Source organism: Psychrobacter sp. HD31, assembly GCF_051097895.1.
Lineage (GTDB): Bacteria > Pseudomonadota > Gammaproteobacteria > Pseudomonadales > Moraxellaceae > Psychrobacter.
In genome coordinates, this window is the sequence record NZ_CP142525.1 from 686,416 (window position 1) to 710,008 (window position 23,593).

Below are 23,593 nucleotides of genomic sequence, written 5' to 3' on the forward strand. Positions count from 1 at the left end.
CAACAAAAACAGCACCTAATTAACAATGCCTTATCTCGTTGTGTGCAGCGTATTATATAGGTTTTATTATTTGTGTCAATTATTTTTTTTGAAAAAAAACAAAAAAAATTACGCTTTCAAGCAAGCTTTCTATAAGTTATTATTTACAAACAAATTCTTCAAACAACTAAAATCATGTCTTCTATTAAAGCACTTCAAAATAACTTAAAAAGATATTGGCAACTACCCTATCACAACAACACTAACCTTGCAGATAAGCTTTGGCAAGTGCAAAAATGGCAAAGAAACCGCATTTTTAAAACACATGCCAAACTGTTTGCCATGCCACAAAACAAAGATATGGCGAATTATTTTGTCAATGACTTATATGGCGGTGCTGATTTTCATATCATGGCAAAACAACTTGAAACGATTTTACCTAAAGCTAAACTATTTGAAAAACTCATACCAAAAAATGCATTAGAAACAGGCACGCTAGGCATTTATGCTGCTGTAGAAGCCATTGAATTAGACTTGCAACTAGCAGAATGGTTACAAACTAACCATTTAAATGTCAATCACGATAACATGCTCAACGCTTATCAAACCGTAAATGCAAAAAGTGCACGTAAACAACAAATCGAAACCATGAAGCACATGTGTTATCGTACTGATAAATATATTAATGCGTTTGTTTTGCAAAAGGCTTTTTCATTATCTAAAAATGCAGCCTATAGTCAAGGATTGCAACCTCTATATGATTTTGTAGATACTGGATTTGTTGCTATGAGACAACTCACCAGCATTGCAGATTTTATTGAGCCTTTTGCTAAAAAAGAGCTTGCTATTATTGAGCATGTTCATAGCAAAAATCATCATGGCAAAGTTGATCCTTTTAACTAGCATTTTATAAAGATTTTAATCAGCCTTTGTAGTATCATAGTAAACAATAAAATTGATTTTAACCCTCACTTTAAAGAGTCTATATCATGACAGAATCAAGCCTTAATAATGACAATTTTTCTCAAGCTTCTGACTTACCTAATGGCACACCTCAAGGTCAGCAAAATATACAAACAGATGCTGAAGAAACCACCCATTTTGGTTATAAAACCGTCAAAAAAAGTGAGAAAGAAGAAAAAGTTGCAGAGGTTTTTACTTCTGTAGCTAGCAAGTATGACATTATGAATGATTTGATGTCATTTGGTATTCACCGTTTATGGAAACGTTATGCTATCAGCCTAACCGGTGTGCGTTCTGGACAGCATGTTTTAGATATTGCTGGCGGTACAGGTGATTTATCAAAAGTATTTAGTAAAGAAGTAGGACGCACAGGTAAAGTTGTACTGTCAGATATTAACGCCGCCATGCTAGAAGTTGGTCGAGAACGACTTATTAATGCTGGGTGTAACAATGTTGATTTTGTACTAGCAAATGCAGAAACGCTAGAACCGTTTGAAGATAACTCTTTTGATTTAGTTACCATCAGTTTTGGTTTACGTAATGTAACTGATAAAGATGCAGCGCTTCGCTCAATGTATCGTGTACTTAAACCAGGTGGTCGATTACTGGTACTTGAGTTTTCAAAACCCAAATATGCGCCTTTATCAAAAGCCTATGACCTATATTCATTCAGTGCTTTGCCGATTATGGGCAAATTGGTAGCAAACGATAGTGAAAGTTATCAATACTTAGCAGAATCTATCCGTATGCATCCAGACCAAAACACCCTTAAGCAAATGATGGAAAATGCAGGCTTTAGTAACTGTGATTACCATAACTTAACCGGTGGTATTGTTGCCGTTCACCGTGGCTTTAAACGCTAATTTAGCGATTAACAAACCATAAAAAAGGATAACGCGATGATACTTGTACTGTTATTGGCTGGTGTAGAAAAACTGGTTAACTTTGCTATTAAATCAGATGAAATTACCAAAGCTGGATTGTTTCCACTTTCTGGCAAGTCACTACGCTTAAATATGGGTAAGCCACAACTCCACCTTGATATTTTGTTTCAAGATGAGCATATCCGATTTGAGCCAATAAAAAATGAGGATGTTTTTGAGGCTAAATTTAATGATGAGCGAGTACAAGCGCAATCAGACTATGCTCAACTTGGGCATAGCCGCCCAGATTGCACCTTAACCGTTGCAAACCCTGCCGAGCTACTCAACCTTATCCGCAACCCAGAAGGTAACTTACCCATCGAAGGCGATTATAAAGTGCTGATGCAGGTACGTGAATTGGTTGCTGGCTTTAGCCCAGATTTTGCAGCCCAATTAGAGCCATTTATTGGCGTTGCCCTGGCAAGTCAACTTTCTTTAGTTATTAGCCAACTAAAAGGCAATATTAGCCACACAGCAAAAAATACATTTGAAGAAGTTGCAGACTGGGCAAACGATGTGGCAGGCAATAGCAAGCCAGATCCTGATATGCAAGCCGAAGTGAATGACTTGTACCAGCAACTACTAAAACTACAAGCAGATGTAGCACGTGAGCAAGCAAAGTTAGATGCGATTAAGGAAGAACAAGTAAGATTACAAAATAAATGAAACAAGGACTAATTTTAGCATGAAGCTAGTAGATAAAATAACACATCATCTAACTTCTATCATCTTATATGGATCCTTTACATTATTCATCGCTTTTATTTGTTATGTAATTTATGTGGTTAGACTAACTCCATGCTCTGCCATTGGTTATCAACAAACCATTCTTTTATATGTTGATAATACAATTGTAGAAGAATTAAACCATTATGAAAAAAAGAGAAATAAACTTTTTAATGATTTAATTCAAATAAAATTGATGGAAGATAAAGACCTTGAATTAAACGCAGATAGCTTAGCAAGCCAACATGTATTATTCTCCAACGCTCTTTTTCATTACTCACAAAATCAATACCAACAAAATACAAATATATCTGAGCAACAATTGAATCAAATAGACAGTTTTTATCTACAAAAAATTAAGCAAGTTCAACCAACATTTATAAAACCCGCATACGAACCAATTGCCAATGATTATTATAAATTTCTAAGCAAACAGATAAAGCTTGATAAGGCTTACAAATATTTTTTATTTAATTATATCAATGGAAATTATGACAGTATTATGTTCAACAAGAACAATGATATTCTTGCAAAAAAATATTTTGCAAAACTGTTTGAATTAGACAACCCTAATACGACAAAAAATCTTATCAATGTCATTGATAACAATAGCCTTTATAGAAAAATATTTGAAACAGATAAACTTGTTTGCAAAGCTAATATCAACTACCCTAACAGTAACAACCTTTTAATAAGCTTCACCCCAAGTGCTAAAATGATAGGAAATATCCGCAGGGGGAATATCCGTTACAATACTTTTATTAATAAAATAACTCAAAATAATAAACCAATTAGCATAAAACAATATTGTCAAAACTTACTTAATTCTTATCAAAATTATAATTTTAAAGATTCATAGATTTGTTTTTTCAATTCCCTAATCATGGTATTATGAACCTATTAAATTATTGAGTTTTGGATTTTTTTTCTGAATGTTATTATCTCACCGAAAACGCTTATTTGAGCTTTGGCGCATTGCTGCCAAATACCGCCTTGACACTCACCTCCCTATTGAAGAAGCACCTCAGTTAAAAAAAATAGCAAGGCTAATAAAATCCCACCCCGCTGCCATTGGTAAAAAACCAAAAGAACTAGGCGTTAAATTGGCATTAGAAGAAATGGGTACCCTGTTTCTTAAACTGGGTCAATTATTGTCAACTCGCCGTGATTTAGTGCCTCCACAAGTTATTAGCCAACTAGAGCTGTTGCAAGATAAAGTCAAACCGTTTGATATAGATATTGCTATTGCTCAAATTGAAGATAGCAAAAAAGGGCTTGGTAAACCAGTGGCAGAGCTGTTTGCACGTTTTGATACCAAACCACTCGCCGCCGCGTCAATTGCTCAAGTGCATACCGCTGCACTACCAGATGGTCGTGAGGTTGTCGTTAAAGTAACACGTCCCGATATTAGAGAAACAATCATCCAAGATTTTGAGTTGCTTAGAGACTTGGCAAAATGGGCATCTGACCGTGTAGAGGCAGCAAGAGCGGTTCATATCATTGACATTGTTGAAGACTACCGACAAATCATGCTCAATGAGCTTGATTTAACTTTAGAAGCTGGCAACACCACTAAAATGCGTAATAACTTTATTGGCTCTAACATGATATATGTGCCAGAAGTGTATGAAGCCAATACCAATGTGATGGTAATGGAGCGCATTACCGGTGTTCCTATTTCTCATACCCACGTCTTTGATGAGCTAGGCTATGATAGAGCTCGCCTTGCCGAAAAAGGTTTGACCATCTTTTTTACGCAGGTATTTCGTGATAACTTCTTCCACGCTGACATGCATCCAGGCAATGTGTTTGTAGAAACCACAGCAAAAACAGACCCTCGTTATATCGGGCTTGATTGCGCCATCATGGGTGAGCTGTCAAAAGATGACCAGCTTGTCGTTGCCCGTATGCTGCTAGCAGTGATGAACAATAACTTTACAGGCTTGGTTGATATTGTGTATCGTGCAGGCTGGATACCACCTGATACCGATAAACATGCATTAATGCGTGACATGCGTCGCACCATTTCTCCCATGGTGCAAAAACCAATCAATGAAATAGATTTTGCTGGTGTGTTGATGCAAATACTTGACATTGCACGACGCCATCACATGAGTATCCCACCTCAGTTGATGCTATTGCTTAAAACCTTAGTACATGTTGAAGGGCTTGGACGTGATTTGTATCCAGATTTAGACATCTGGTCACTTGCAAAACCGATTTTAACCAGCTGGGTTAAAGAGCAATTAGACCCTATTCGCAATTTACAACACATCCGTCAACAACTCCCTGAGCTTTTATTATCATCAACCGATTTACCTAAACTCGTCGATAAAGGTCTACAAAGTTTGGCATCTGCTGGCTCCCGTCAAGAAATGCAGCTAAGAGAGATGCAACAACTAAGAGCGGATATGCTTAATGACAGACGCAACGATTGGATTGCACTCGCAGGGCTTGCCATTAGTATTGGGGTTGCCACCCAAGTTAACTGGTTTGCACCTATATTTTATTTTATTGCCATCTGCTTTGTTATTTGGCGCATTTTTAGATAGATGTGTCACTAAAACTACTTGTTAATGCTATGAACCGAATGAACACTATTTACAGTTAAAAATAAAAGCCCCAAAAACCAAAAGTTTTTGGGGCTTTTAAATTCATCAACTGACAGTTTTTTTAATATTCATGACTATAAGCAGCATCGTGAATGCGTTATACCTAACTTTTTAAAACGATTTATTCTAGTGTGGGATTTTAAGTTAAGCAACCAAACCAAAATACAAGGTTAATAAAAACGCTACAATTGCAAAAGCATAAAAGAATAAACGAACACCATTGCCAACATGAATATGCATGTCATGCAAAATATAATAAAAGCGGTGTACACCATGCCAAAGCAAGGTAAAAATAAGCCCAGCAAGCACAATAAACACAACTGGATGTGCTATAACACCATGCACATTATTAAAAAATGCTTCGCTACTGCCCAAAATACCCATCGGCAATAAAATACAAATCACCAAAATTAGGGGCGCTAGTGCCATTGCTGCCACTGTACCACCAGCTGAAAAAATACCCCAATAGATTGGCTTAAGATGTTTTGTACTCACAATATTACTCCCCTACTAAAATTAGATATAGCCACATTAGGCAAAATAGCTAACCAACGCAATTAAAACAAGCGTAATGGCAACTAAGGCAAACCAACTGCCCATCACTAATGTTTTTTCTGGCACAAACTTCTCGCCTTTTTGGATTGGCATAGCTTTTGGTACAGCATCAAACCATGTTTTACTATTGTACAGTGCTGCCACAATCACTATTAAATGGAAAATAACCATCAATGGATTTGATTGCCAAGCAACCCAAGATTGCCATTTTTCAAGGCTTGTCGCTAAATGCGCTAATCCACAAAATAAGTTGAGTGATTCTAAAGCAACTGGCACAGCAGTTAATTCACGCAACATATACATAGAAAAGAATTTGTTTTCTCTATACCAATTTGCAGGTTGCTGTTTTTGATACGGCTTACGAACTGAGTTAGACATAACGCCCCCTTATTTGCTACCAAATAGTGATTTTGCCCAATACGGAATTGCCGCGGCTTTACTTTGTTGTATTGCACCTGCTGGATCAACATGTTTTGGACAAACCTCAGAACAATAACCAACAAAGGTACAAGGCCAGATACCATCTGAATCATTAAGCACAGTGTATCTTTGTGCTGCGCCTTTATCACGGCTATCTAAGTTGTATCTGTGTGCTAAAGCCGATGCCGCTGGTCCTAAAAACTCGGCATTAAGCCCAATTTGAGGACAAGCCTGATAGCAAAGCAAGCAATTAATACACATACTATATTTTTTAAACTTAGCCAACTGCTTTGGTGATTGCAAGTTTTGCTGCTTTTTAACTTTTGTCGCTGGCTCTGTATGCGCAACAGGTTTTGCAGTTGCATCAACAATATAAGGACTAATAGATTCTAACTTTTTAATGAAAGGGTCGACATCAATCACCAAATCTTTTTCTACTGGCATTTGGTCTAATGCCCCAATTCGGATATTTGCATTATTTTTGCTATCGGCAATTTTAGCTTGTGCATAATCCCGCACAAAAGTCGAACAAGCTAATTTAGGCATACCATTAACAACCATGCCACAAGAGCCACAAACCTCCATACGACAAGACCATCTAAAGCTTAAGTCAGGTGCATAAAAGTCTTTAATGTGCAAAAGTGCATCTAAAATAGACATGTCTTGCGACCATTCTATTTCAAACGCTTGCCACCAAGGGCTATCGTCTTCATTAGGTCGATAGCGCATTACCTCGATTACTACTTTACTAATTGTATCCGTTGGGATATTGGTTTGGGTGGTCATAATAACTGCCTTAACCTAATAATTGTTAACTGTTTTTTGTTTATTTGTCTTTATTTAGCTGATTTATCACCCGCTGCACCATAGGCACGTTGTGCTGGTAATGATTTAGTAATGGTTACCGGTGCATAATCAATATCTGGAGCTTTATGGGCATTGTAATAAGCCAGCGAATGTCGTAAATAATTTTCATCATCTCGCTCAGGGTAGTCTAAACGCTGATGAGAGCCACGAGACTCTTTACGTGCAGCTGCGCTATAAATCATCGCTTCGGCAACATCTAACAAGAAGCCAAGCTCAATAACGCCCAACCAATCTGTATTAAATACTCGGCTATGATCAGTTACTTTGACATTTTTATAACGTTGTTTCAGTGCTGTAATCTTACTAATTGCCAGCTCACAATCTTCGGCACTACGATAAATACCAATGTGAGTATCCATTAATATTCCCATATCATTACGAATATCAGCAGGATTTTCTGTACCATCTGTTTTATGAAGAAGCTCAAGATATGGCATTAATTTAGATTCTGCTAATTTTGTAAAGTTATCACTATGGCTATGTTGCTTCTTAGCAAATTCTAACGCTTGCTCACCAGCGACTTTACCAAATACAGAAAGCTCTGATAAAGAGTTAGAACCAAGACGATTGGCGCCATGCAAACCAACTGAGGCACATTCACCTACGGCAAACAACCCTGCCATTGGTGTTTCGCACAGTCCATTGGTTTTAATGCCACCCATGGTGTAGTGTGCAGTAGGACGCACAGGAATAGGTGCATGAACCGGATCAACGCCCACAAACTTCATCGCTAGTGAACGAATAAATGGCAAGCGTTCGTTAATATACTCTTCACCAAGGTGACGTAAATCTAAGTTAACAACCGCACCACGGGCAGTTTCAATTGCATTCCCTTTTTTCCACTCATGATAAAAAGCTTGAGATAACCTATCACGAGGACCCAACTCCATATATTTATTTTTTGGTTCACCAATTGGGGTCTCTGGACCTAAACCGTAATCTTGTAAATAACGATACCCCTCTTTATTGGTAACAATCCCCCCCTCACCACGGCAGCCTTCTGTCATCAAAATACCTGAACCCGGTAAGCCAGTTGGATGATATTGTACAAACTCCATATCTTGCAAAGGGACACCCTGGCGGTACGCAAGTGCCATACCATCACCCGTAACAATGCCACCGTTTGTATTGTATTGATAAACACGCCCAGCACCACCTGTCGCAATAATCACACTTTTGGCTTTAAATGCTCTGGCGTTACCATTTTGCATATCAAATGCCAGAACCCCTTGAACTTGATTGTCTTCAATCAATAAATCAAGGGCAAAGTGCTCGTCATATCTAATAATACTGTCAAATTGGAGAGAGGTTTGAAAAAGGGTGTGTAAAATATGAAAGCCAGTTTTATCGGCAGCAAACCAAGTGCGAGGGATTTTCATGCCACCAAAACGGCGAACATTTGCGGTACCATCTGGATTCCGTGACCACGGGCAACCCCAGTGCTCTAGCTCTACCATTTCTTCTGTTGCATGTTCAACAAAATACTCAACCACATCTTGGTCACAAAGCCAGTCACCACCAGATACCGTATCATTAAAGTGATTATCTAAGCTGTCATCCTCACGCACAACCCCAGCAGCACCGCCTTCTGCTGCCACTGTATGGCTACGCATTGGATAAACTTTAGAAATAAGAGCGATTTTTGTAGATGGCGACTTTCGAGCAATCTCAATTGCTGCTCTAAGCCCTGCACCACCTGCACCAATAATTGCAACATCTGTTTCAATCATATCAATATTGGCTTGCAATTTGCTGGCTTGAATTGACATAGTTTTCCACCATTTTTTTTAGATGATTATGTGTTTTTTGTTGCAAGTATTATAAATTATTTTTTGGTTAAACCCACATTTAATATAATGATTTAATTATAACTATCATTTATTTTATAAATAAAAACTTTAAGGTTAAAAATACCTTAGTCATTGTATCTAATTAAATTGCGATATCGCTTTTTGTGTCAAAATTCGACCTTTTGCTGTTCGCAACACATATCCTTGTTGAATAAGATATGGTTCAATGACATCTTCAAGCGTCCCTCTATCTTCTGCCATCGCCGCTGCAATCGATTCTACACCTGCCGGTTTATTATCAAAACGTTCATATAGCATTTCAATGTACCGTCTGTCTAAATGGTCAAGCCCTCGTCTATCAACAGCCAGCATATCTAACGCACTAGAAGCTACATCGCCAGTTACCTCGCCATTTGCTTTAATCTCGGCATAATCACGCACACGCCTTAGTAAACGGTTTGCAATACGTGGTGTACCACGTGAGCGATGCGCAACTTCTTTTGCGCCCTCAGCAGTCATTTGAATGCCAAGTAACCGAGCAGAACGCTTAACAATGGTTGTTAAGTCTTCAATGCTATAAAACTCAAGCCGTTGCACAATACCAAACCTATCACGCAGTGGCGACGTTAATAGCCCGGCTCTGGTAGTTGCAGCAACCAAGGTAAATGGCGGTAAGTCTAATTTAATTGAACGAGCCGCAGGACCCTCCCCAATCATAATATCCAGCTGAAAATCTTCCATAGCTGGGTATAGGATTTCTTCAATCACTGGGCTTAGCCTGTGTATTTCATCAATAAAAAGCACATCGCCTTCTTCAAGGTTGGTTAGCATGGCAGCTAAATCTCCCGCACGCTCTAACACAGGTCCAGAAGTAGAACGAAGGTTACCGCCCATTTCTTTTGCGATGATGTTTGATAACGTGGTTTTACCAAGCCCTGGTGGTCCAAAGATAAGGGTGTGATCTAACGCTTCATTACGTTTGCGGGCTGCACCAATAAACACCGACATTTGCTCTTTAACAACGGGTTGTCCGATATATTCATCAAGTGAACTAGGGCGAATGTTTACATCCGCACTGTCACCTTTCATCTCATCTGGGGTTATTAATCTATTATTATTCATTAGGCTATTTTTTTATTTCAGTATTTACACGTGACTCTGTCGCAATCAACAATTTATTGCAATTGTTTTATGCCAATTGTTTTAAAGAGGCTTTTAACAAGGTTTGAATATCAACGGGTTCATCAAATGCTTGATTTGCCAGTTTAATGGCTTGTTGCGCTTCTTTTTCTTTATATCCAAGGCTCATCAACGCCGCTTCAACTTCTGCTAATATTTTCATTTCATGATTCATTGATGGCGCGTTTTCATTATCAACAACAATATCAGCATCCACCACTTCAATATTTTTAAGCTTATCTTTTAACTCTATCAACAATCTTTGCGCCGTTTTTTTGCCAATACCAGGCACTTTTACTAGTGCCGACTCATCTTGTTTATTAACACATGACTTTAATTGGGCAGAAGACATGCTTGATAACATCGCTAGCGCCATTTTTGCACCAACGCCATTAATTTTAATCAGTTGTTTAAATACATCACGTTCTTGATACTCAGTAAAACCATACAAAAGTTGAGCATCTTCCCTCACATGCAAGTGTGTCCAGATTTTAACAACGGTATCCATTTGTAGTTGGCAAAAAGCAGGTACAGGCAATTCTATTTCATAGCCGATGCCAGAATTTGTTAAAACAACCGCAACTGGTGCCGATAGGTGTAAAACTTTGCCTTCAATAAGTCCAATCATAAGTGTCCAAAACAAGTTAATTAAATTACAGTGTACAATAGTATTAGGTGGCTTGCTAGCAAATAAAAAACCTTGATAACTGCTTAAGTTATCAAGGTTAACTATTTTAATCATTTAAAATTGTTGATTTTCTTCAACGTTCTTTTCAATTTCGCCAGGTTCAAATGAGTCAGCTACTTCGCTTTGTTCCGCTTTTTGCTCACTGCCAGACTCTTGGGTGTTAAGTTGGGCTTGATTTGCTTCAGTGTTGTGAACTTCTGTATTTTTTTCATTTGTATGGGTTGACTCTACAGGTGCTTCTTCTGACTTTTGAGCACAGGCTGTTAAAGCAAATATGCCAGTTAAAATGCTAGCGATAAGTAGTTTGGTAGACATAAATAAACCTCTTAAAAAAATAAAGGCATACTCACAGAATGAGTATGCCCAACACTCTAAAGTGAGTATATATTAGTTGCTAGCAGCTTCTTTAACCGCGTCAGCACCTTCTTTAGCAGTGTCAACTACTGCTTCAGCGCCTTCTTTAGCTGTATCAACTACTGCTTCAGCACCTTCTTTAGTTGCTTCAGCTGCTTTTTCTACTACGTTTTTATCATCCGCAGCAGCTTCAGCTTCTTCTTTAGCATGCTCAGCATGTTCTTCAGCTTCTTCTGCTTTTTCAACAGCAGCTTCTGCTTCTTCTTTCGCTTCTTCAGCGTTTGCTTCTGCTTCTTTAGCTTCAGCATTTGCTTCTTCAGCAGCCGCAGCAGCTTCTTCAGCAGGCTTTTCTTCTGTTTTTTGTGCACATGCAGTTAAAGCAAATGTACCTGCTAGTAGGCTAGCAATAAGTAGTTTAGTAGACATAATAATCAACCTCTTTATTCGTTTTATTAACTTACTGGGTAATGTAAGCGGATAAAATTCTATAATGAGATGAACCGCTACGCAAGCATATTATTGTAATTTTTTACAAAAAATTTTTAAAATTGTAACTATTTATTATTACATTGATATGACAAAAGCGATAAATTACTGCAATTTACCACTTTTATTTACCTTAAAAAAGTTACAATGTTAACGCTTTTACTGCTGGCAGCTCTTTACCTTCAACAAACTCTAAGAAAGCACCACCACCCGTAGACATATAACTGACACCCTCTACAACATTATATTTATAGATTGCTGCTAGCGTATCACCACCACCAGCGATAGAAAAACCATCACTATTTTTTACAGCTTCTGAAACAATTTTGGTACCTTCACCAAATTTATCTACTTCAAACACACCAACAGGACCATTCCACAAAATAGTTTTTGCTGCATTAATGGCATCAGCCAATAAGTTTGCGCTGGTTGGTGCAATATCTAAAATCATATCATTGTCGCCAATCTCAGCTAATGATTTAACAGTCGCTGTACTCGATTCAAGCGATCCTAAAAAATCTTCAAAGTCAATTTGAGTTTTGTCTGCTACTACCACTTGTTCCGGCAGTAATACTTCTGTTTGCTGCATAATTTGTTTTGCTGTTTCTACCAAATCAGCTTCATACAATGAGGCACCAACCGAATGCCCTTTAGCCGCAATAAAGGTATTTGCAATACCGCCACCAACAATCAATTGATCACAAATTTGCGCCAATGACTTTAAAACATCCAGTTTTGTAGAAACTTTAGAGCCACCAACAATGGCAATCATTGGTTTTGCCGGTGCTTGCAATGCTTTACCTAAGGCATCTAACTCGGTGGCTAACAAAGGTCCTGCACAAACTGGCTTGCCTGCTAAACTGGCTGCTTTAATAACACCATGAGTAGAAGCCTGAGCACGGTGGGCAGTACCAAAAGCATCCATTACAAACACATCACAAAGGTTTGCATAAGCTTGCGAAAGTGCCTCATCGTCTTTTTTCTCACCTTTGTTAAAGCGTACATTTTCTAACAATACAACTTGACCTTCTTCCACTTCAACCTGACCATCAAGGTAGTCTTTTACCAATTTAACTTCTTGACCTAACGCATTCGTTAAATACTCTGCCACTGGTGCTAATGAGAATTTATCTTCGCTTTCACCTTCAGTTGGTCGACCAAGGTGCGAACAAACCAAAACGCCAGCGCCCTTTTGCAGTCCCAGCTTAATGGTTGGGATGCTTGCCTGAATACGCGCATCGTTTGATACGTTTCCATCTTTTACTGGCACATTTAAATCTTCACGAATTAATACAGTTTTACCTGTCAACTCTAATTCAGTCATTCGTAAAAAGCTCATAAAAAAACCTTATTTTTGATTGGCGATATTAAACAAAACACAGCAAAATTTAGAGTGCAATTGCACCCATTTATTTGCTGATATTCTAAAAGTGATTTTTAAGATTTTAGCATATTCTGGATATAGGTTGTAATGTTAATATGCCTATTGGTTTATGCTTTTTGATAGACCCTAACACACAAGTTGTATAAGATAAAACTAATCTCTTTTGTTTAGTTAGATAAGCTCAAGGAGGCAATATGACTGACGTAAGCGAACTCAAAAAGCAATTGCTCATGCTAAAACAAGAATATGCAAACCGAATTGATAAAATCGAAGATCATATTCATCATCCACAAGATGATTTAAATGAACATTGGGATGACCAAGCAGTTGCAATGCGCCAAAATGAGATGCGTAAACGCTTGTTGATTGAAGCAAAAGAAGAAATTGGCTATATCAACCATGCATTAGAATGCATAGAAACCGGTGACTATGGTCAATGCGAAGAATGTGGTGAAGATATTGACCCTAAACGCCTTGAAGCTGTTCCTTATGCAACCTTATGTATGCAACATGCCCCATAAAAACAATGTTAATATGACGATGGACAATCTATTGAGATTGTCCATCAATTTTGTATATAAATCACCATTTAATCACTTGAATTTTTATTTAAAAAATCCCATATAGTCTATATAGAGGACAATAATAAAATAAATAAACCTTTGATAAATAAGTAAAAAAAATAAATAGTCCTTGTTTTTTAAATTCCATATCCTTATATAAATATTAATACTAAAACATTATAAGGAAACGAATATGAGATTTGATAAATTCACCCAAAAGCTACAAAGTACCGTCCAATCTGCTCAAAGTTTGGCAGTCGGTCGTGATCATACCAATGTGGATGCATTGCACATTCTCGCTATACTATTAGAAGACGAAGCAAACCTGAGTACTTGTCAACAAGCAGGCGCTAGTATTCCTGCATTAAAAAATAGTGTGGCAAAAGCATTAGAAGGCTTGGCAAAAATCGGAACGCCGACCGGCGATGTTGGGCTTGCACCCAATGCCATAAAAATATTAAACCTTGCCGACCGTTTTGCCCAAAAGTCAGGCGATGAGTTTGTACCAACAGAATGGGTACTGCTAGCCCTTGCCGAACAAGGCGATACTAAAAAACTAATGGCAAACGCAGGCGTTGATAGTAAAAACCTGAAAACAGTTATTGAAGAAATACGAGGTGGTCAGGCTGTTACCAACCAAAATGCAGAAGACCAACGAGATGCATTAAATAAATATACGGTTAACTTAACTGAGCAAGCCGAACAAGGCAAACTTGACCCTGTGATTGGACGCGATGAAGAAATCCGCCGAACCATTCAGGTACTATCTCGCCGTACCAAAAACAACCCTGTACTGATTGGCGAGCCTGGGGTCGGTAAAACCGCAATTGTAGAAGGTTTGGCGCAAAAAATTGTTAATGGTGATGTCCCTGAAGGTCTGCGTAGTAAAGAAGTGTTATCGCTTGATTTAGGCGCTTTGATTGCCGGTGCAAAATATCGTGGCGAATTTGAAGAACGTTTAAAAGGCGTACTCAATGACCTTTCTAAACAAGAAGGTAATGTCATTTTATTTATTGATGAATTACACACCATGGTAGGCGCAGGAAAAACAGATGGCGCTATGGATGCAGGCAATATGCTTAAACCTGCCCTTGCCCGTGGCGAGCTGCATTGTGTGGGGGCAACAACTTTAGATGAATACCGCCAATACATCGAAAAAGATGCCGCACTAGAACGCCGTTTTCAAAAAGTGTTGGTTGATGAGCCAACAGTAGAAGATACCATCGCTATTTTGCGCGGTTTAAAAGAGCGTTACGAGTTGCATCACGGCGTAGATATCCAAGACAGTGCCATTATTGCTGCCGCTCGTATGAGCCATCGTTATATTACCGACCGTATGTTGCCAGACAAAGCCATTGATTTAGTGGATGAGGCTGCTAGCCGTTTACGTATGGAAATGGACAGCAAACCTGAAGCATTGGGCAAATTAGATAGCCGTTTGATTCAGTTAAAAATGCAACGTGAAAGTTTAAAGGGCGAAGATGATGATGGTGCAAAATCACAAGTTAAAATCTTAACAAATGAGATTGCCGAGCTAGAAAAAGAATATGCTGATCTTAATGAAGTATGGCAGGCAGAAAAGGCCCTGGTTAAAGGTTCTCAGCAATTAAAAGATGAACTGGATAAAGCCCGTATTGCTTATGAGAAGGCGAGCCGTGAAGGTGATTATGAAACCATGTCAAAATTGCAATACGAAACCATTCCACAACTGGAAAAACGTATTACTGACTCTGACTTAGCAGAACAACAGGCAAAAGATGGCAAATCAGAAACCAAACTGTTACGCAACAAGGTAACAGACAATGAAATTGCCGAAGTCGTTAGCATGGCAACGGGCATCCCTGTTAGTAAAATGTTACAAGGCGAACGTGAAAAAATGCTAAACATGGAAGACCGTTTGCATGAACGAGTCATTGGACAAGACGAAGCGGTTATCTCTGTTGCTAATGCTGTGCGCCGTAGCCGTGCTGGGCTTGCCGACCCCAACAAACCATTTGGCTCATTCTTGTTTTTGGGTCCTACTGGCGTGGGTAAAACCGAATTAACGAAGTCACTGGCTAACTTTTTATTCGACAGTGAAGACAATATTGTACGGATTGACATGAGTGAATTCATGGAAAAACACAGCGTTAGCCGTTTAGTGGGTGCGCCTCCTGGCTATGTTGGTTATGAAGAAGGGGGTATGCTGACTGAGGCTGTTCGTCGTAAGCCATACAGTGTGGTGCTTTTTGATGAAGTAGAAAAAGCGCACCCAGATGTGTTTAACATTTTACTGCAAGTGCTTGACGACGGACGTTTAACCGACTCGCACGGGCGTGTGGTCGATTTTAAAAATACCGTCATCATTATGACCAGTAATTTAGGCAGTCATGAAATTCAAGAAATGTCTGCTGATGACAGCCATTATGATGAAATTAAAGAAGCCGTTATGAGTGCAGTGGGTCAGCACTTCCGCCCTGAATTTGTCAACCGTATTGATGAGATTGTGGTATTCCACCCACTTGGTCAAGAACAAATGGCAGGCATTGCCGATATCCAACTTGCTCGTTTACGTGAGCGTTTAGCCGAGCGTGAATTAGGTTTAGAGTTAAGCGAAGACGCCATGAAGCAGCTGGTTAGTGTTGGCTATGACCCTGTTTATGGCGCAAGACCACTCAAACGTGCCATTCAGCAAGAGATTGAAAACCCATTGTCATTAAAGCTACTGGCGGGTGATTTTGTTGCTGGCGATATCATTAAAACCACTGTGAATGACAATGGAAAACTTAAATTTGACAAATTAAGGTTAAGTTAATTTCGTACCCCATTGCGTGCAATTAATTTTGTAGTAAGTGCAAGATAACTAACTTTGAGCGTCTACAAAAATATTACAAAATCCCTCGTAATTTTAATGATTGCGAGGGATTTTAGTTGTATATTAATGGTACTAACTTCATAAGGTTCATCACAATGCCTATGCTAGCCGACACACTAAAACAAGCCGTTTCACAAAATATTATCACCAAAGCGCAATTTAACCAGATAATGGCACTTTACGATGATAATACCTTAAACTTTGAGCATGACTTGAACCAACCAAAATTTAAAATGGCGCATTTGCTTTATTATTTTGGTGGGTTTATTGCCATTGCAGCTATGAGCTGGCTAATTACTCTAGGGTTTGAGCAATTTGGTGGGATTGGCATCATAGTAATTAGCGTGTGCTATGCCCTAATTGGTATGTTACTTGCAGACAGATTTAAACGGCAAAATTTAATGATACCCCACAGTATTTTGTTAGCTTTTGTGTTAGTACTGGTGCCTTTATTTGTATTTGGTTTGCAACAAACACTGGGGGTATGGAGTGAAGAGTACCAAAACTACCGAGACTATCATACTTGGATAAGCTGGCAGTGGATTTTTATGGAGCTAAGCACCCTTGCTGTTGGCGCAATCATGATGTGGCGATATAAACGGGCTTTTGTCATGTTCCCAATTGCAGTAACACTTTGGTATTTATCAATGGATGTCGCCCCATTTTTAAATGATGGGGTTCTTGATTGGGCGCTGCGCCGCACAGTTTCTATCTACTTCGGACTGGCAATTACCCTATTGGCATTATTTATCGATTTTAGGCAAATTGATAGAGAAGACAAAACCCAAGATTATAGCTTTTGGCTTTATATTATAGGCGCACTCACCTTTTGGTGTGCACTAACCTTTAATAGTACAAACAATGAGTGGTTAAGTTTTGGATACTTTGTAATTAACCTTGTTATGATGTTTTTTGGATTAGTCATCCAACGTCGTGTGTTTGTTGTTTTATCTGGATTAGGCAGTTGTGTGTACTTTAGCCACCTCGCTTGGGATGTGTTTGAAAACAGCATGTTATTCCCGCTTGTGCTTGCTTTTATCGGTTTTGCAATTATCTATTTAGGTGTACTTTGGCAACGCCATGAACATGCAATATCAAATAAACTACTCAATTTTTTACCAAAAAAATTACAACAAAAAATACAAGTTTTACAAAAAAATAATTAGCCATTTTTACAAAATGAGTGGATAAGTATAAGCCGTACTTATTATACGCATGTACAATACTACTTATTGCTCTACTAGAGCGACTTATCTGTAATTTAAAAGCAGGTGCATCAAAGCTTTTAATGGTTAATAACAAAACTTACGTATTAAAAAAAGAGCCAGTTTTAAACTGACTCTTTTTTAATAAACATACAAATCACTTATATTTAAGTATTAAATATAACGTCGGCTAGATAGACTATTTAAAATCGTTTCGGCATCTTTCCATCGTGTTGATGAATTGCCCGCACCCAATAACACCACCACAGCAGGTCGATTATTTATTCGAGTTTCCATCACCACACATTTTCCTGCTTCATTAATAAAACCCGTTTTAGAAATGCCAATTGGATACAAACCGTCACGAACCAAATAGCTGGTATTACGCGCTGCATAATGACGGTTGCCAGAAGCATAGTTGGCAACATGAAAGTCGTAGCTTGCTGTGGTAGAAAAACGGCGAATCAAATCATAATTACCAGCCGCTTTTACCATTTTTACCAAATCACTTGGTGAGGCAACATTGCGTTTATCCAAACCTGTTGGATCACCAAAAAAGGCAGAGTACATACCCAAAGATTCAGCTTTACGATTCATTGCCTTCATAAAAGCATTATAACCACCTGGGTAAGTGCGGGCTAAAGACTTAGCCGCTGGGTTTTCTGACTTCATTAAAGTCATTAATAGCATTTCTGCACGGTTTAGGCGGTCCCCTGATTTAAGACGAGAGCTTGCCTTTTTAGGACCAACAAAATCGCTAGGCACTAATTTTATCTCTTCATTCATATCTAAGCCAGCATCTAACACAACCATTGCTGTCATTAACTTAGTGATAGAAGCGATAGGACGGGCAATATCTGCATTTTTTTCATACAATGCTTGCCCCGTTTTAACATCAACCACCATTACCCCACGAGAACCAGTACTAATCGCTAGCTGATTGTATGTGTTAGGGTTGAAAGAATTATATGAGTTGTAATCGGTACCATAACTTGTGCTATTACCACTCATAATACTGCGTGCAACCGCCAAGCTATCACCTTGCGTTTTTTGACCATTAACGCTTAATTCTGCTTGAGCGGTACCGACCATACCCACACTGACTACTATGGTTAATAGTTTTTTCTGAAGTGCCATATCCCCATCCTTTTTTATTCATAGCAACAAAATAGTGCATTAAATAAATATTTTGCCTACTGACTAGGCAATAAATTACCGCATATAGGCTTATTTATCAAGGGCTGTATGGATTTTGCTATAAAAACTATACATTCATTAAAACTTTTGCAAAATTTATAGACGCACTATGTGAAATTTAATTCGTTAACTAAAACAAAAAATATGCTATATTTGAGAGGTATTTAAATTGGTTAAAAAGCATTATGATTAAAGTTTTAGTTGTTGATGACCACGATTTAGTGAGAATGGGCATTAGCCGAATGCTCTCAGATAGCCCAGACATAGAAGTAGTTGCAGAAGCAGATAGCGGTGACATGGCAATACAGCTTGCAAGACAGTTAGCACCAGATGTTATTTTATTGGATGTTAATATGCCAAATATTGGGGGTGTTGAAGCAACTAAACGTTTAAAACAACTAAATAACCAATTAAAAATATTAGCTGTAAGTAGCCTCACTCGCCAGCCCTACCCTTCTATGCTTCTAAAAGCGGGGGTTAATGGTTACATAACCAAAGGCACCCCATTAGATGAAATGATTAAAGCCATCAAAAAGGTGTATCAAGGTGGCAAGTACTTTAGTAGTGAGGTTGCTGAACAATTAGCAGAAGTACTGTTAACAGATAATGATGGCTCTCCTTTTGATTTGCTAAGCGAACGTGAAAAACAAGTCGCAATGATGGTAGTGAATTGCCAAAGTCCTCAGCAAATTGCTGACCAACTTTTTGTCAGTGTTAAAACCATTAATACCTACCGCTATCGTATTTTTGAAAAACTAAACGTCGATAGCGATGTTAAGCTAACCCATTTAGCGATGCGTCATGGTTTAATTCAACCTTAGTTTTACTGATTTAATTCACTTTTTAAAATACCGATATAGCCATCTATTACATCAAGTTAAATTATGACTGTTATTACATTTAAAACAGTCATCCTAAGCCTAAGATGGTTGCTATGCCAGTATTGTATACCTAATAAGAAATAACAAGTTCCTCAATACACACATACCATTCAAATACATACAATAAAGATACGCATAAAAAAAGCCTTCAAACTATTTTCCATCGTTTGAAGGCTTTTTTAGTCGTTTTATTAAAAGTCAGTTAAACCCTATTCACTTTCTTCAATCACTTCAGGTTCAATGAGTTGTTCTTCTTCGTTTAAAGTATCATTAGATATTTCAACCTCACTTTCAATAATACTGGTATCAACATCCGTTGCTTCTTCTAACTCAATATCTTGTTCTGTTGTCTCTTCATTCACCTTGTTAGCTTCTTGCATCATTTGATAAAACCCATAACCCATCTTACCAATTTGCGTACCGCCACCCTGCTCATAATGCTCTAACAACGCTTTATAATACACTCTAAGGTCTATGCTGTTTTCATTAGTTGGTGTTTGCACTTCTGACGGCAAGTTACTAAACAATTGCTCGCCGATTGGTCCATAATCAAATTGAGTTAATGCATCAACCATTACTGCGTCTTCTTCTGCCGTATCAGACATGTTAAGGCTATAATGCGACCATGCTATTTTATTCCTTCGGGTTAATCCGTAATACTCCTCATAGTCAATGATGTCTCCACTTTCAACGTCATTGAGCACATCAGTCGCACTTGGGTTTTCATAAGATTCTACTTCTTGATGCATCCCTTTCATAAATAGTTTTAAAATTGTTAAGCTATCAAACTTCATCTTTTTAAAGCTTTCAGGTTGGTCACTATTTATAATTAATTGAGGATGCTTTTGGATAATTGAATCATAAAAAGTTTTGGCAAAAACATAATAGTTTTTGTTCATGGTTTCTGAATCATGAATACGGCTAACAATTTTTCTGCTATTTGCCATAACACTCTTTTGATTCTCAGTTAAGTAATCAAACTTATTTAATAAATCTGTATTACTAATATAAGCAAACCCTTCTACTGGTTCTTGCTCATAGCTTGCTTTTTGCGCTTCTAAATATGCTGCTATTAAATCCTTACCAATGTTTTCGGGTAAAGTGCCATCATTAAGTGCCAGCTTTAACCATTTGTTATGCCACTTTGCACCCAACTTATCGTCTATATATTTAGCATTTGTACCTGCAAAGTTTGCCGCCCAAAAATAGATTTCACCTTTTTTTAGGTCGATATAAACAGGTTGGTTAACTCTGCCCAAAATATTGCGATGCTGATAATCAAACGCTGGTAAAACTGTTATCTTCCCTGCAAGTGGTTGATAAGTACCCGTAATGTTAATATCAGTTGGCTCAAGCAAATAAGCATTTAATAGCTGTGCTTCTTTTAAATCTTTAGCGGTATGTTGATCATCATATTCGGGCATATATTCCGTATCACTACCATTGTAATAATAGTCATCATACCAACTGTCATATTCTTCTTCACATAGCAAAAAACCTTGTTTGATATCTTCAAGATCTTGTGCATATTTATCATCAAAAACAGACTCGTCAGCAGCATCTACTTTTTTTAAAAGCGCCGCATAAGCCTTATCATGACTTTCGCTACAAAAATCTTTTTTATTGTTAACATTCTCTAGCTGCTCTGGTGATGCTTTTAGAAGTGACAATAGCTTTTTTGAGTTAGAAACTTCGACATCCATGTTATATCTAAAATTACTTCTGATTTGATTATGTAAGGCTTGCTGTAACTCTTCTTTCGCTTGTTCTGACTGCGCCAATGAGTTATCTAAAGAGCTTGCCGCTAAATTAGTATCTAAACCATTAGTCGTTTGACAAGCAGATAAAAAACTACTGGCTACAACCATAGAGGTACATAAACTAAGCAATTTTATTGGGTTTGTTTTTTTCATCATTGTTCTCAAAATATTATTAATTTTACTAACTATCTATAATCTATGTTTAAACAGGTTTAGTTAGTTGGTGTTGGTAATACTTCATTTTGTTCAAACTGTTTAAAAGCATCTGCGGTGTTTTTATAGTTTTCTTTGTTTGTCTCTTCTAAACTGGCGTCTTCTACAGCAGCTTCTGCCTCAACAGTTGAATCAACAGCCGACTCTACGGCTTCTTCGATATCCATACTCTCGGTAGCCTCTTCTACCAATGCTTCTGCTGCTAAGGCTTCTTCTGTTAATGAGTATTCGCTTTTGTTGTAGCCCCAACGTGCATATTTTGCTTCATCGTTGTAATGCTCCTCTAGCTGCATTTGATTAATCCATTCATTTCCATCAATTGCCGCTGGTGCGTTGGCAGAAAAGTTTTCGGTTAACAAAGGGTATAGCGGACTTTGTGCAGCCAATTTTTGGTTGTATCTGGTTTCTGTCAGATTATCCATTGTCATGCCATAAAACTCACTACCAATAGAAGACTTTGCCTGCATTGCAATCAACTGATCACTTGCATTTAAATAATAATATTGAGTCTGGTCAAAACTGATGGGTGCAATCGCTTCAATCGCTTGTATCAAGCCGCCAACATCTTTTGATTGAAAATCATTTTTTACAAGCAACCACTTATTTAGTATTTCGATTAATTTTGAATCATCATCATATTTTTGTGGGTTGTCATTAATATATTGCTCGACAGTATTACCCATGGATTTCATGACTTTGCCAACAAATGTTCCCGTTTGCTTACTACCCCAATTAACCTTAACCGCACGTTTGGCATTAATTGACTTGGCAAAGGTGTCATCGGTTATATCCAATGGCGTAAAGTCTTCGGTGTTCATTTCACTAAAGGCTAAGTTTACGCCTTTTAAAAAGGCATCAAATAACACATCTGTAGGAATTTCAGCTTTTATTTCTTCGGGCAAACTAAATTCTATGGTATGCGTTGTTTTCTCTTCTGGAAGGGGAGTATTTTCTGGTGATACCATCGCCATAATTGGTAATGCAGCAGAGGGATCTAAAGTGATACTTGCTTTGTTAAAATCAACTTTGTATGGCACTTGGATAGACAGCTCTCGAGTTGGCGAAGAAAAGTCATAACTTAATACACTTTTATATTCTCTTTGTGCAGGCTCATACTGCCCTACTGAATTAGTGCTTAGATATTGCATTGTATAAGTTTGCAGTGCTTCAACTTGTTCTGGGCTGCTATACATCGTCCCTAGAATCATGGAGCTAACAGAAGAAGGTCTCATCATATCAAAGATAGAGGTACTGGTGCTTTCTTCTTCAGCTTCTTCTTGCTCAGCCTTCATTTGTTGGTAGCTTTCATTTAATTCAGTTAATTTGTTAAGTAAAGTTTGTTTTAAGTCTGGTTCAAGGTTGTCATCATAGAGCTTTTGCTGGCGTGCATTATAAACTGCCTCTGCAATCTCCCAAGCCTCATCATCACTTAAGCTTTTATTATTTTTCAACTGTTCTTCATAAATTGCATCGATGGCATCGTATTCGTATTCATTATATTCATCGTCTGCATAGCCGTTTACTTTATTGTCTTCTTGATAAGCAAGCACTTCCATAATAGTTTGAGTAACACTTTGGCTGCCTTCATCAAGGCTACCTTTTTCAACAAAAGGTCTTACAAAAGTTTTATATTGAGAAACAGAAGAATGCGGTGTCGTTAAAAATTGGTCGACTGCCCTTAAAACCCGTTTATGTGCGATATCCGAAGTGCTTGGTGCCTCTGCACTATGATTAGCCAATTGACTCGGCAATGGTTTAATAGCCGCCGTTAATGGATACGCTTGTTTTGCCTTACTAAGATTGCCGTTAAAGCCAGACGTTGTTTGACACCCAGAAATCCCTGCAACAGCGGCACTTAAAAGGCAAATAGATAACATTTTTTTGTGCATGTTTTTTTGTAAAAAAGGCGCAACCTCAACCTTATGTATAGACATAAAAAATCCCTATCGTATAGTTTAATATATTGCAATAGTAGCACTATTTAATGAGCATCG

At 38.0% G+C, this 23,593-nt stretch carries 21 protein-coding genes; 9 read left to right on the forward strand and 12 right to left on the reverse strand.

Annotated features, from left to right (window positions below):
* Positions 1–174 precede the first annotated feature (174 nt).
* The 5 genes from VH441_RS02865 to VH441_RS02885 all read left to right on the forward strand — a co-directional run bounded on the left by VH441_RS02865 (position 175) and on the right by VH441_RS02885 (position 5,143).
* Positions 175–882: an FFLEELY motif protein gene (locus tag VH441_RS02865; RefSeq protein ID WP_434353981.1), complete on the forward strand. Its 708-nt coding sequence runs from the start codon at positions 175–177 to the stop codon at positions 880–882.
* A gap of 86 nt (positions 883–968) precedes the next feature.
* Positions 969–1,805, forward strand: a complete 837-nt coding sequence (gene ubiE, locus VH441_RS02870; protein ID WP_434353982.1) for a bifunctional demethylmenaquinone methyltransferase/2-methoxy-6-polyprenyl-1,4-benzoquinol methylase UbiE — start codon at positions 969–971, stop codon at positions 1,803–1,805.
* Positions 1,806–1,841: 36 nt separating this feature from the next.
* The gene (locus VH441_RS02875) at positions 1,842–2,531 is read left to right on the forward strand and encodes a hypothetical protein (protein ID WP_434353983.1); all 690 of its coding nucleotides are present in this window, start codon (positions 1,842–1,844) and stop codon (positions 2,529–2,531) included.
* Between the two features lie 19 nt (positions 2,532–2,550).
* Positions 2,551–3,450, forward strand: coding sequence for a hypothetical protein (locus VH441_RS02880; protein WP_434353984.1), 900 nt, complete (start codon positions 2,551–2,553; stop codon positions 3,448–3,450).
* A gap of 73 nt (positions 3,451–3,523) precedes the next feature.
* A complete protein-coding gene (locus VH441_RS02885) occupies positions 3,524–5,143 on the forward strand; it encodes an ABC1 kinase family protein (protein WP_434353985.1) in 1,620 nt (539 codons plus the stop codon).
* 204 nt (positions 5,144–5,347) lie between these two features.
* Here the strand turns inward: VH441_RS02885 and frdD are convergent, their stop codons facing one another.
* The 9 genes from frdD to VH441_RS02930 form a co-directional block, all read right to left on the reverse strand.
* On the reverse strand, positions 5,348–5,698 hold the full coding sequence (gene frdD / locus VH441_RS02890; protein WP_434353986.1) for a fumarate reductase subunit FrdD: 351 nt from the start codon (positions 5,696–5,698) through the stop codon (positions 5,348–5,350).
* 36 nt (positions 5,699–5,734) lie between these two features.
* Positions 5,735–6,136 (reverse strand): fumarate reductase subunit C, encoded by a 402-nt coding sequence (locus VH441_RS02895; RefSeq protein WP_434353987.1) that lies wholly within the window; start codon positions 6,134–6,136, stop codon positions 5,735–5,737.
* A gap of 9 nt (positions 6,137–6,145) precedes the next feature.
* Complete coding sequence (locus tag VH441_RS02900; RefSeq protein ID WP_434353988.1) at positions 6,146–6,964, reverse strand: succinate dehydrogenase/fumarate reductase iron-sulfur subunit; 819 nt, start codon at positions 6,962–6,964, stop codon at positions 6,146–6,148.
* 50 nt (positions 6,965–7,014) lie between these two features.
* Positions 7,015–8,814: a fumarate reductase (quinol) flavoprotein subunit gene (gene frdA, locus VH441_RS02905; protein ID WP_434353989.1), complete on the reverse strand. Its 1,800-nt coding sequence runs from the start codon at positions 8,812–8,814 to the stop codon at positions 7,015–7,017.
* Positions 8,815–8,973: 159 nt separating this feature from the next.
* Positions 8,974–9,957 (reverse strand): Holliday junction branch migration DNA helicase RuvB, encoded by a 984-nt coding sequence (ruvB, locus tag VH441_RS02910; RefSeq protein WP_434353990.1) that lies wholly within the window; start codon positions 9,955–9,957, stop codon positions 8,974–8,976.
* A gap of 67 nt (positions 9,958–10,024) precedes the next feature.
* A complete protein-coding gene (gene ruvA, locus VH441_RS02915) occupies positions 10,025–10,642 on the reverse strand; it encodes a Holliday junction branch migration protein RuvA (RefSeq protein WP_434353991.1) in 618 nt (205 codons plus the stop codon).
* Positions 10,643–10,756: 114 nt separating this feature from the next.
* Complete coding sequence (locus tag VH441_RS02920; RefSeq protein ID WP_434353992.1) at positions 10,757–11,017, reverse strand: hypothetical protein; 261 nt, start codon at positions 11,015–11,017, stop codon at positions 10,757–10,759.
* Positions 11,018–11,089: 72 nt separating this feature from the next.
* The gene (locus tag VH441_RS02925; RefSeq protein WP_434353993.1) at positions 11,090–11,482 is read right to left on the reverse strand and encodes a hypothetical protein; all 393 of its coding nucleotides are present in this window, start codon (positions 11,480–11,482) and stop codon (positions 11,090–11,092) included.
* Positions 11,483–11,684: 202 nt separating this feature from the next.
* Positions 11,685–12,881 carry a phosphoglycerate kinase gene (locus tag VH441_RS02930; protein WP_434353994.1) on the reverse strand — a complete coding sequence of 399 codons (1,197 nt, stop codon included), beginning with the start codon at positions 12,879–12,881 and terminating at the stop codon, positions 11,685–11,687.
* Positions 12,882–13,120: 239 nt separating this feature from the next.
* Between VH441_RS02930 and VH441_RS02935 the strand changes: the two genes are divergently transcribed.
* The 3 genes from VH441_RS02935 to VH441_RS02945 all read left to right on the forward strand — a co-directional run bounded on the left by VH441_RS02935 (position 13,121) and on the right by VH441_RS02945 (position 17,509).
* Positions 13,121–13,447 carry a TraR/DksA family transcriptional regulator gene (locus VH441_RS02935; RefSeq protein ID WP_434353995.1) on the forward strand — a complete coding sequence of 109 codons (327 nt, stop codon included), beginning with the start codon at positions 13,121–13,123 and terminating at the stop codon, positions 13,445–13,447.
* 235 nt (positions 13,448–13,682) lie between these two features.
* Positions 13,683–16,283, forward strand: a complete 2,601-nt coding sequence (gene clpB / locus VH441_RS02940) for an ATP-dependent chaperone ClpB (RefSeq protein ID WP_434353996.1) — start codon at positions 13,683–13,685, stop codon at positions 16,281–16,283.
* A 155-nt stretch (positions 16,284–16,438) separates the two neighbouring features.
* Positions 16,439–17,509 (forward strand): DUF2157 domain-containing protein, encoded by a 1,071-nt coding sequence (locus tag VH441_RS02945; RefSeq protein ID WP_434353997.1) that lies wholly within the window; start codon positions 16,439–16,441, stop codon positions 17,507–17,509.
* Positions 17,510–17,722: 213 nt separating this feature from the next.
* Here the strand turns inward: VH441_RS02945 and VH441_RS02950 are convergent, their stop codons facing one another.
* Complete coding sequence (locus tag VH441_RS02950; RefSeq protein WP_434353998.1) at positions 17,723–18,685, reverse strand: serine hydrolase; 963 nt, start codon at positions 18,683–18,685, stop codon at positions 17,723–17,725.
* Between the two features lie 245 nt (positions 18,686–18,930).
* Between VH441_RS02950 and VH441_RS02955 the strand changes: the two genes are divergently transcribed.
* Positions 18,931–19,566, forward strand: coding sequence for a response regulator (locus VH441_RS02955; RefSeq protein WP_434353999.1), 636 nt, complete (start codon positions 18,931–18,933; stop codon positions 19,564–19,566).
* 269 nt (positions 19,567–19,835) lie between these two features.
* Here VH441_RS02955 and VH441_RS02960 read toward each other — a convergent pair whose 3' ends face one another.
* Both VH441_RS02960 and VH441_RS02965 read right to left on the reverse strand, forming a co-directional pair.
* Positions 19,836–21,542: a hypothetical protein gene (locus tag VH441_RS02960; RefSeq protein ID WP_434354000.1), complete on the reverse strand. Its 1,707-nt coding sequence runs from the start codon at positions 21,540–21,542 to the stop codon at positions 19,836–19,838.
* Between the two features lie 56 nt (positions 21,543–21,598).
* A complete protein-coding gene (locus tag VH441_RS02965; protein ID WP_434354001.1) occupies positions 21,599–23,533 on the reverse strand; it encodes a hypothetical protein in 1,935 nt (644 codons plus the stop codon).
* Positions 23,534–23,593: the final 60 nt, after the last annotated feature.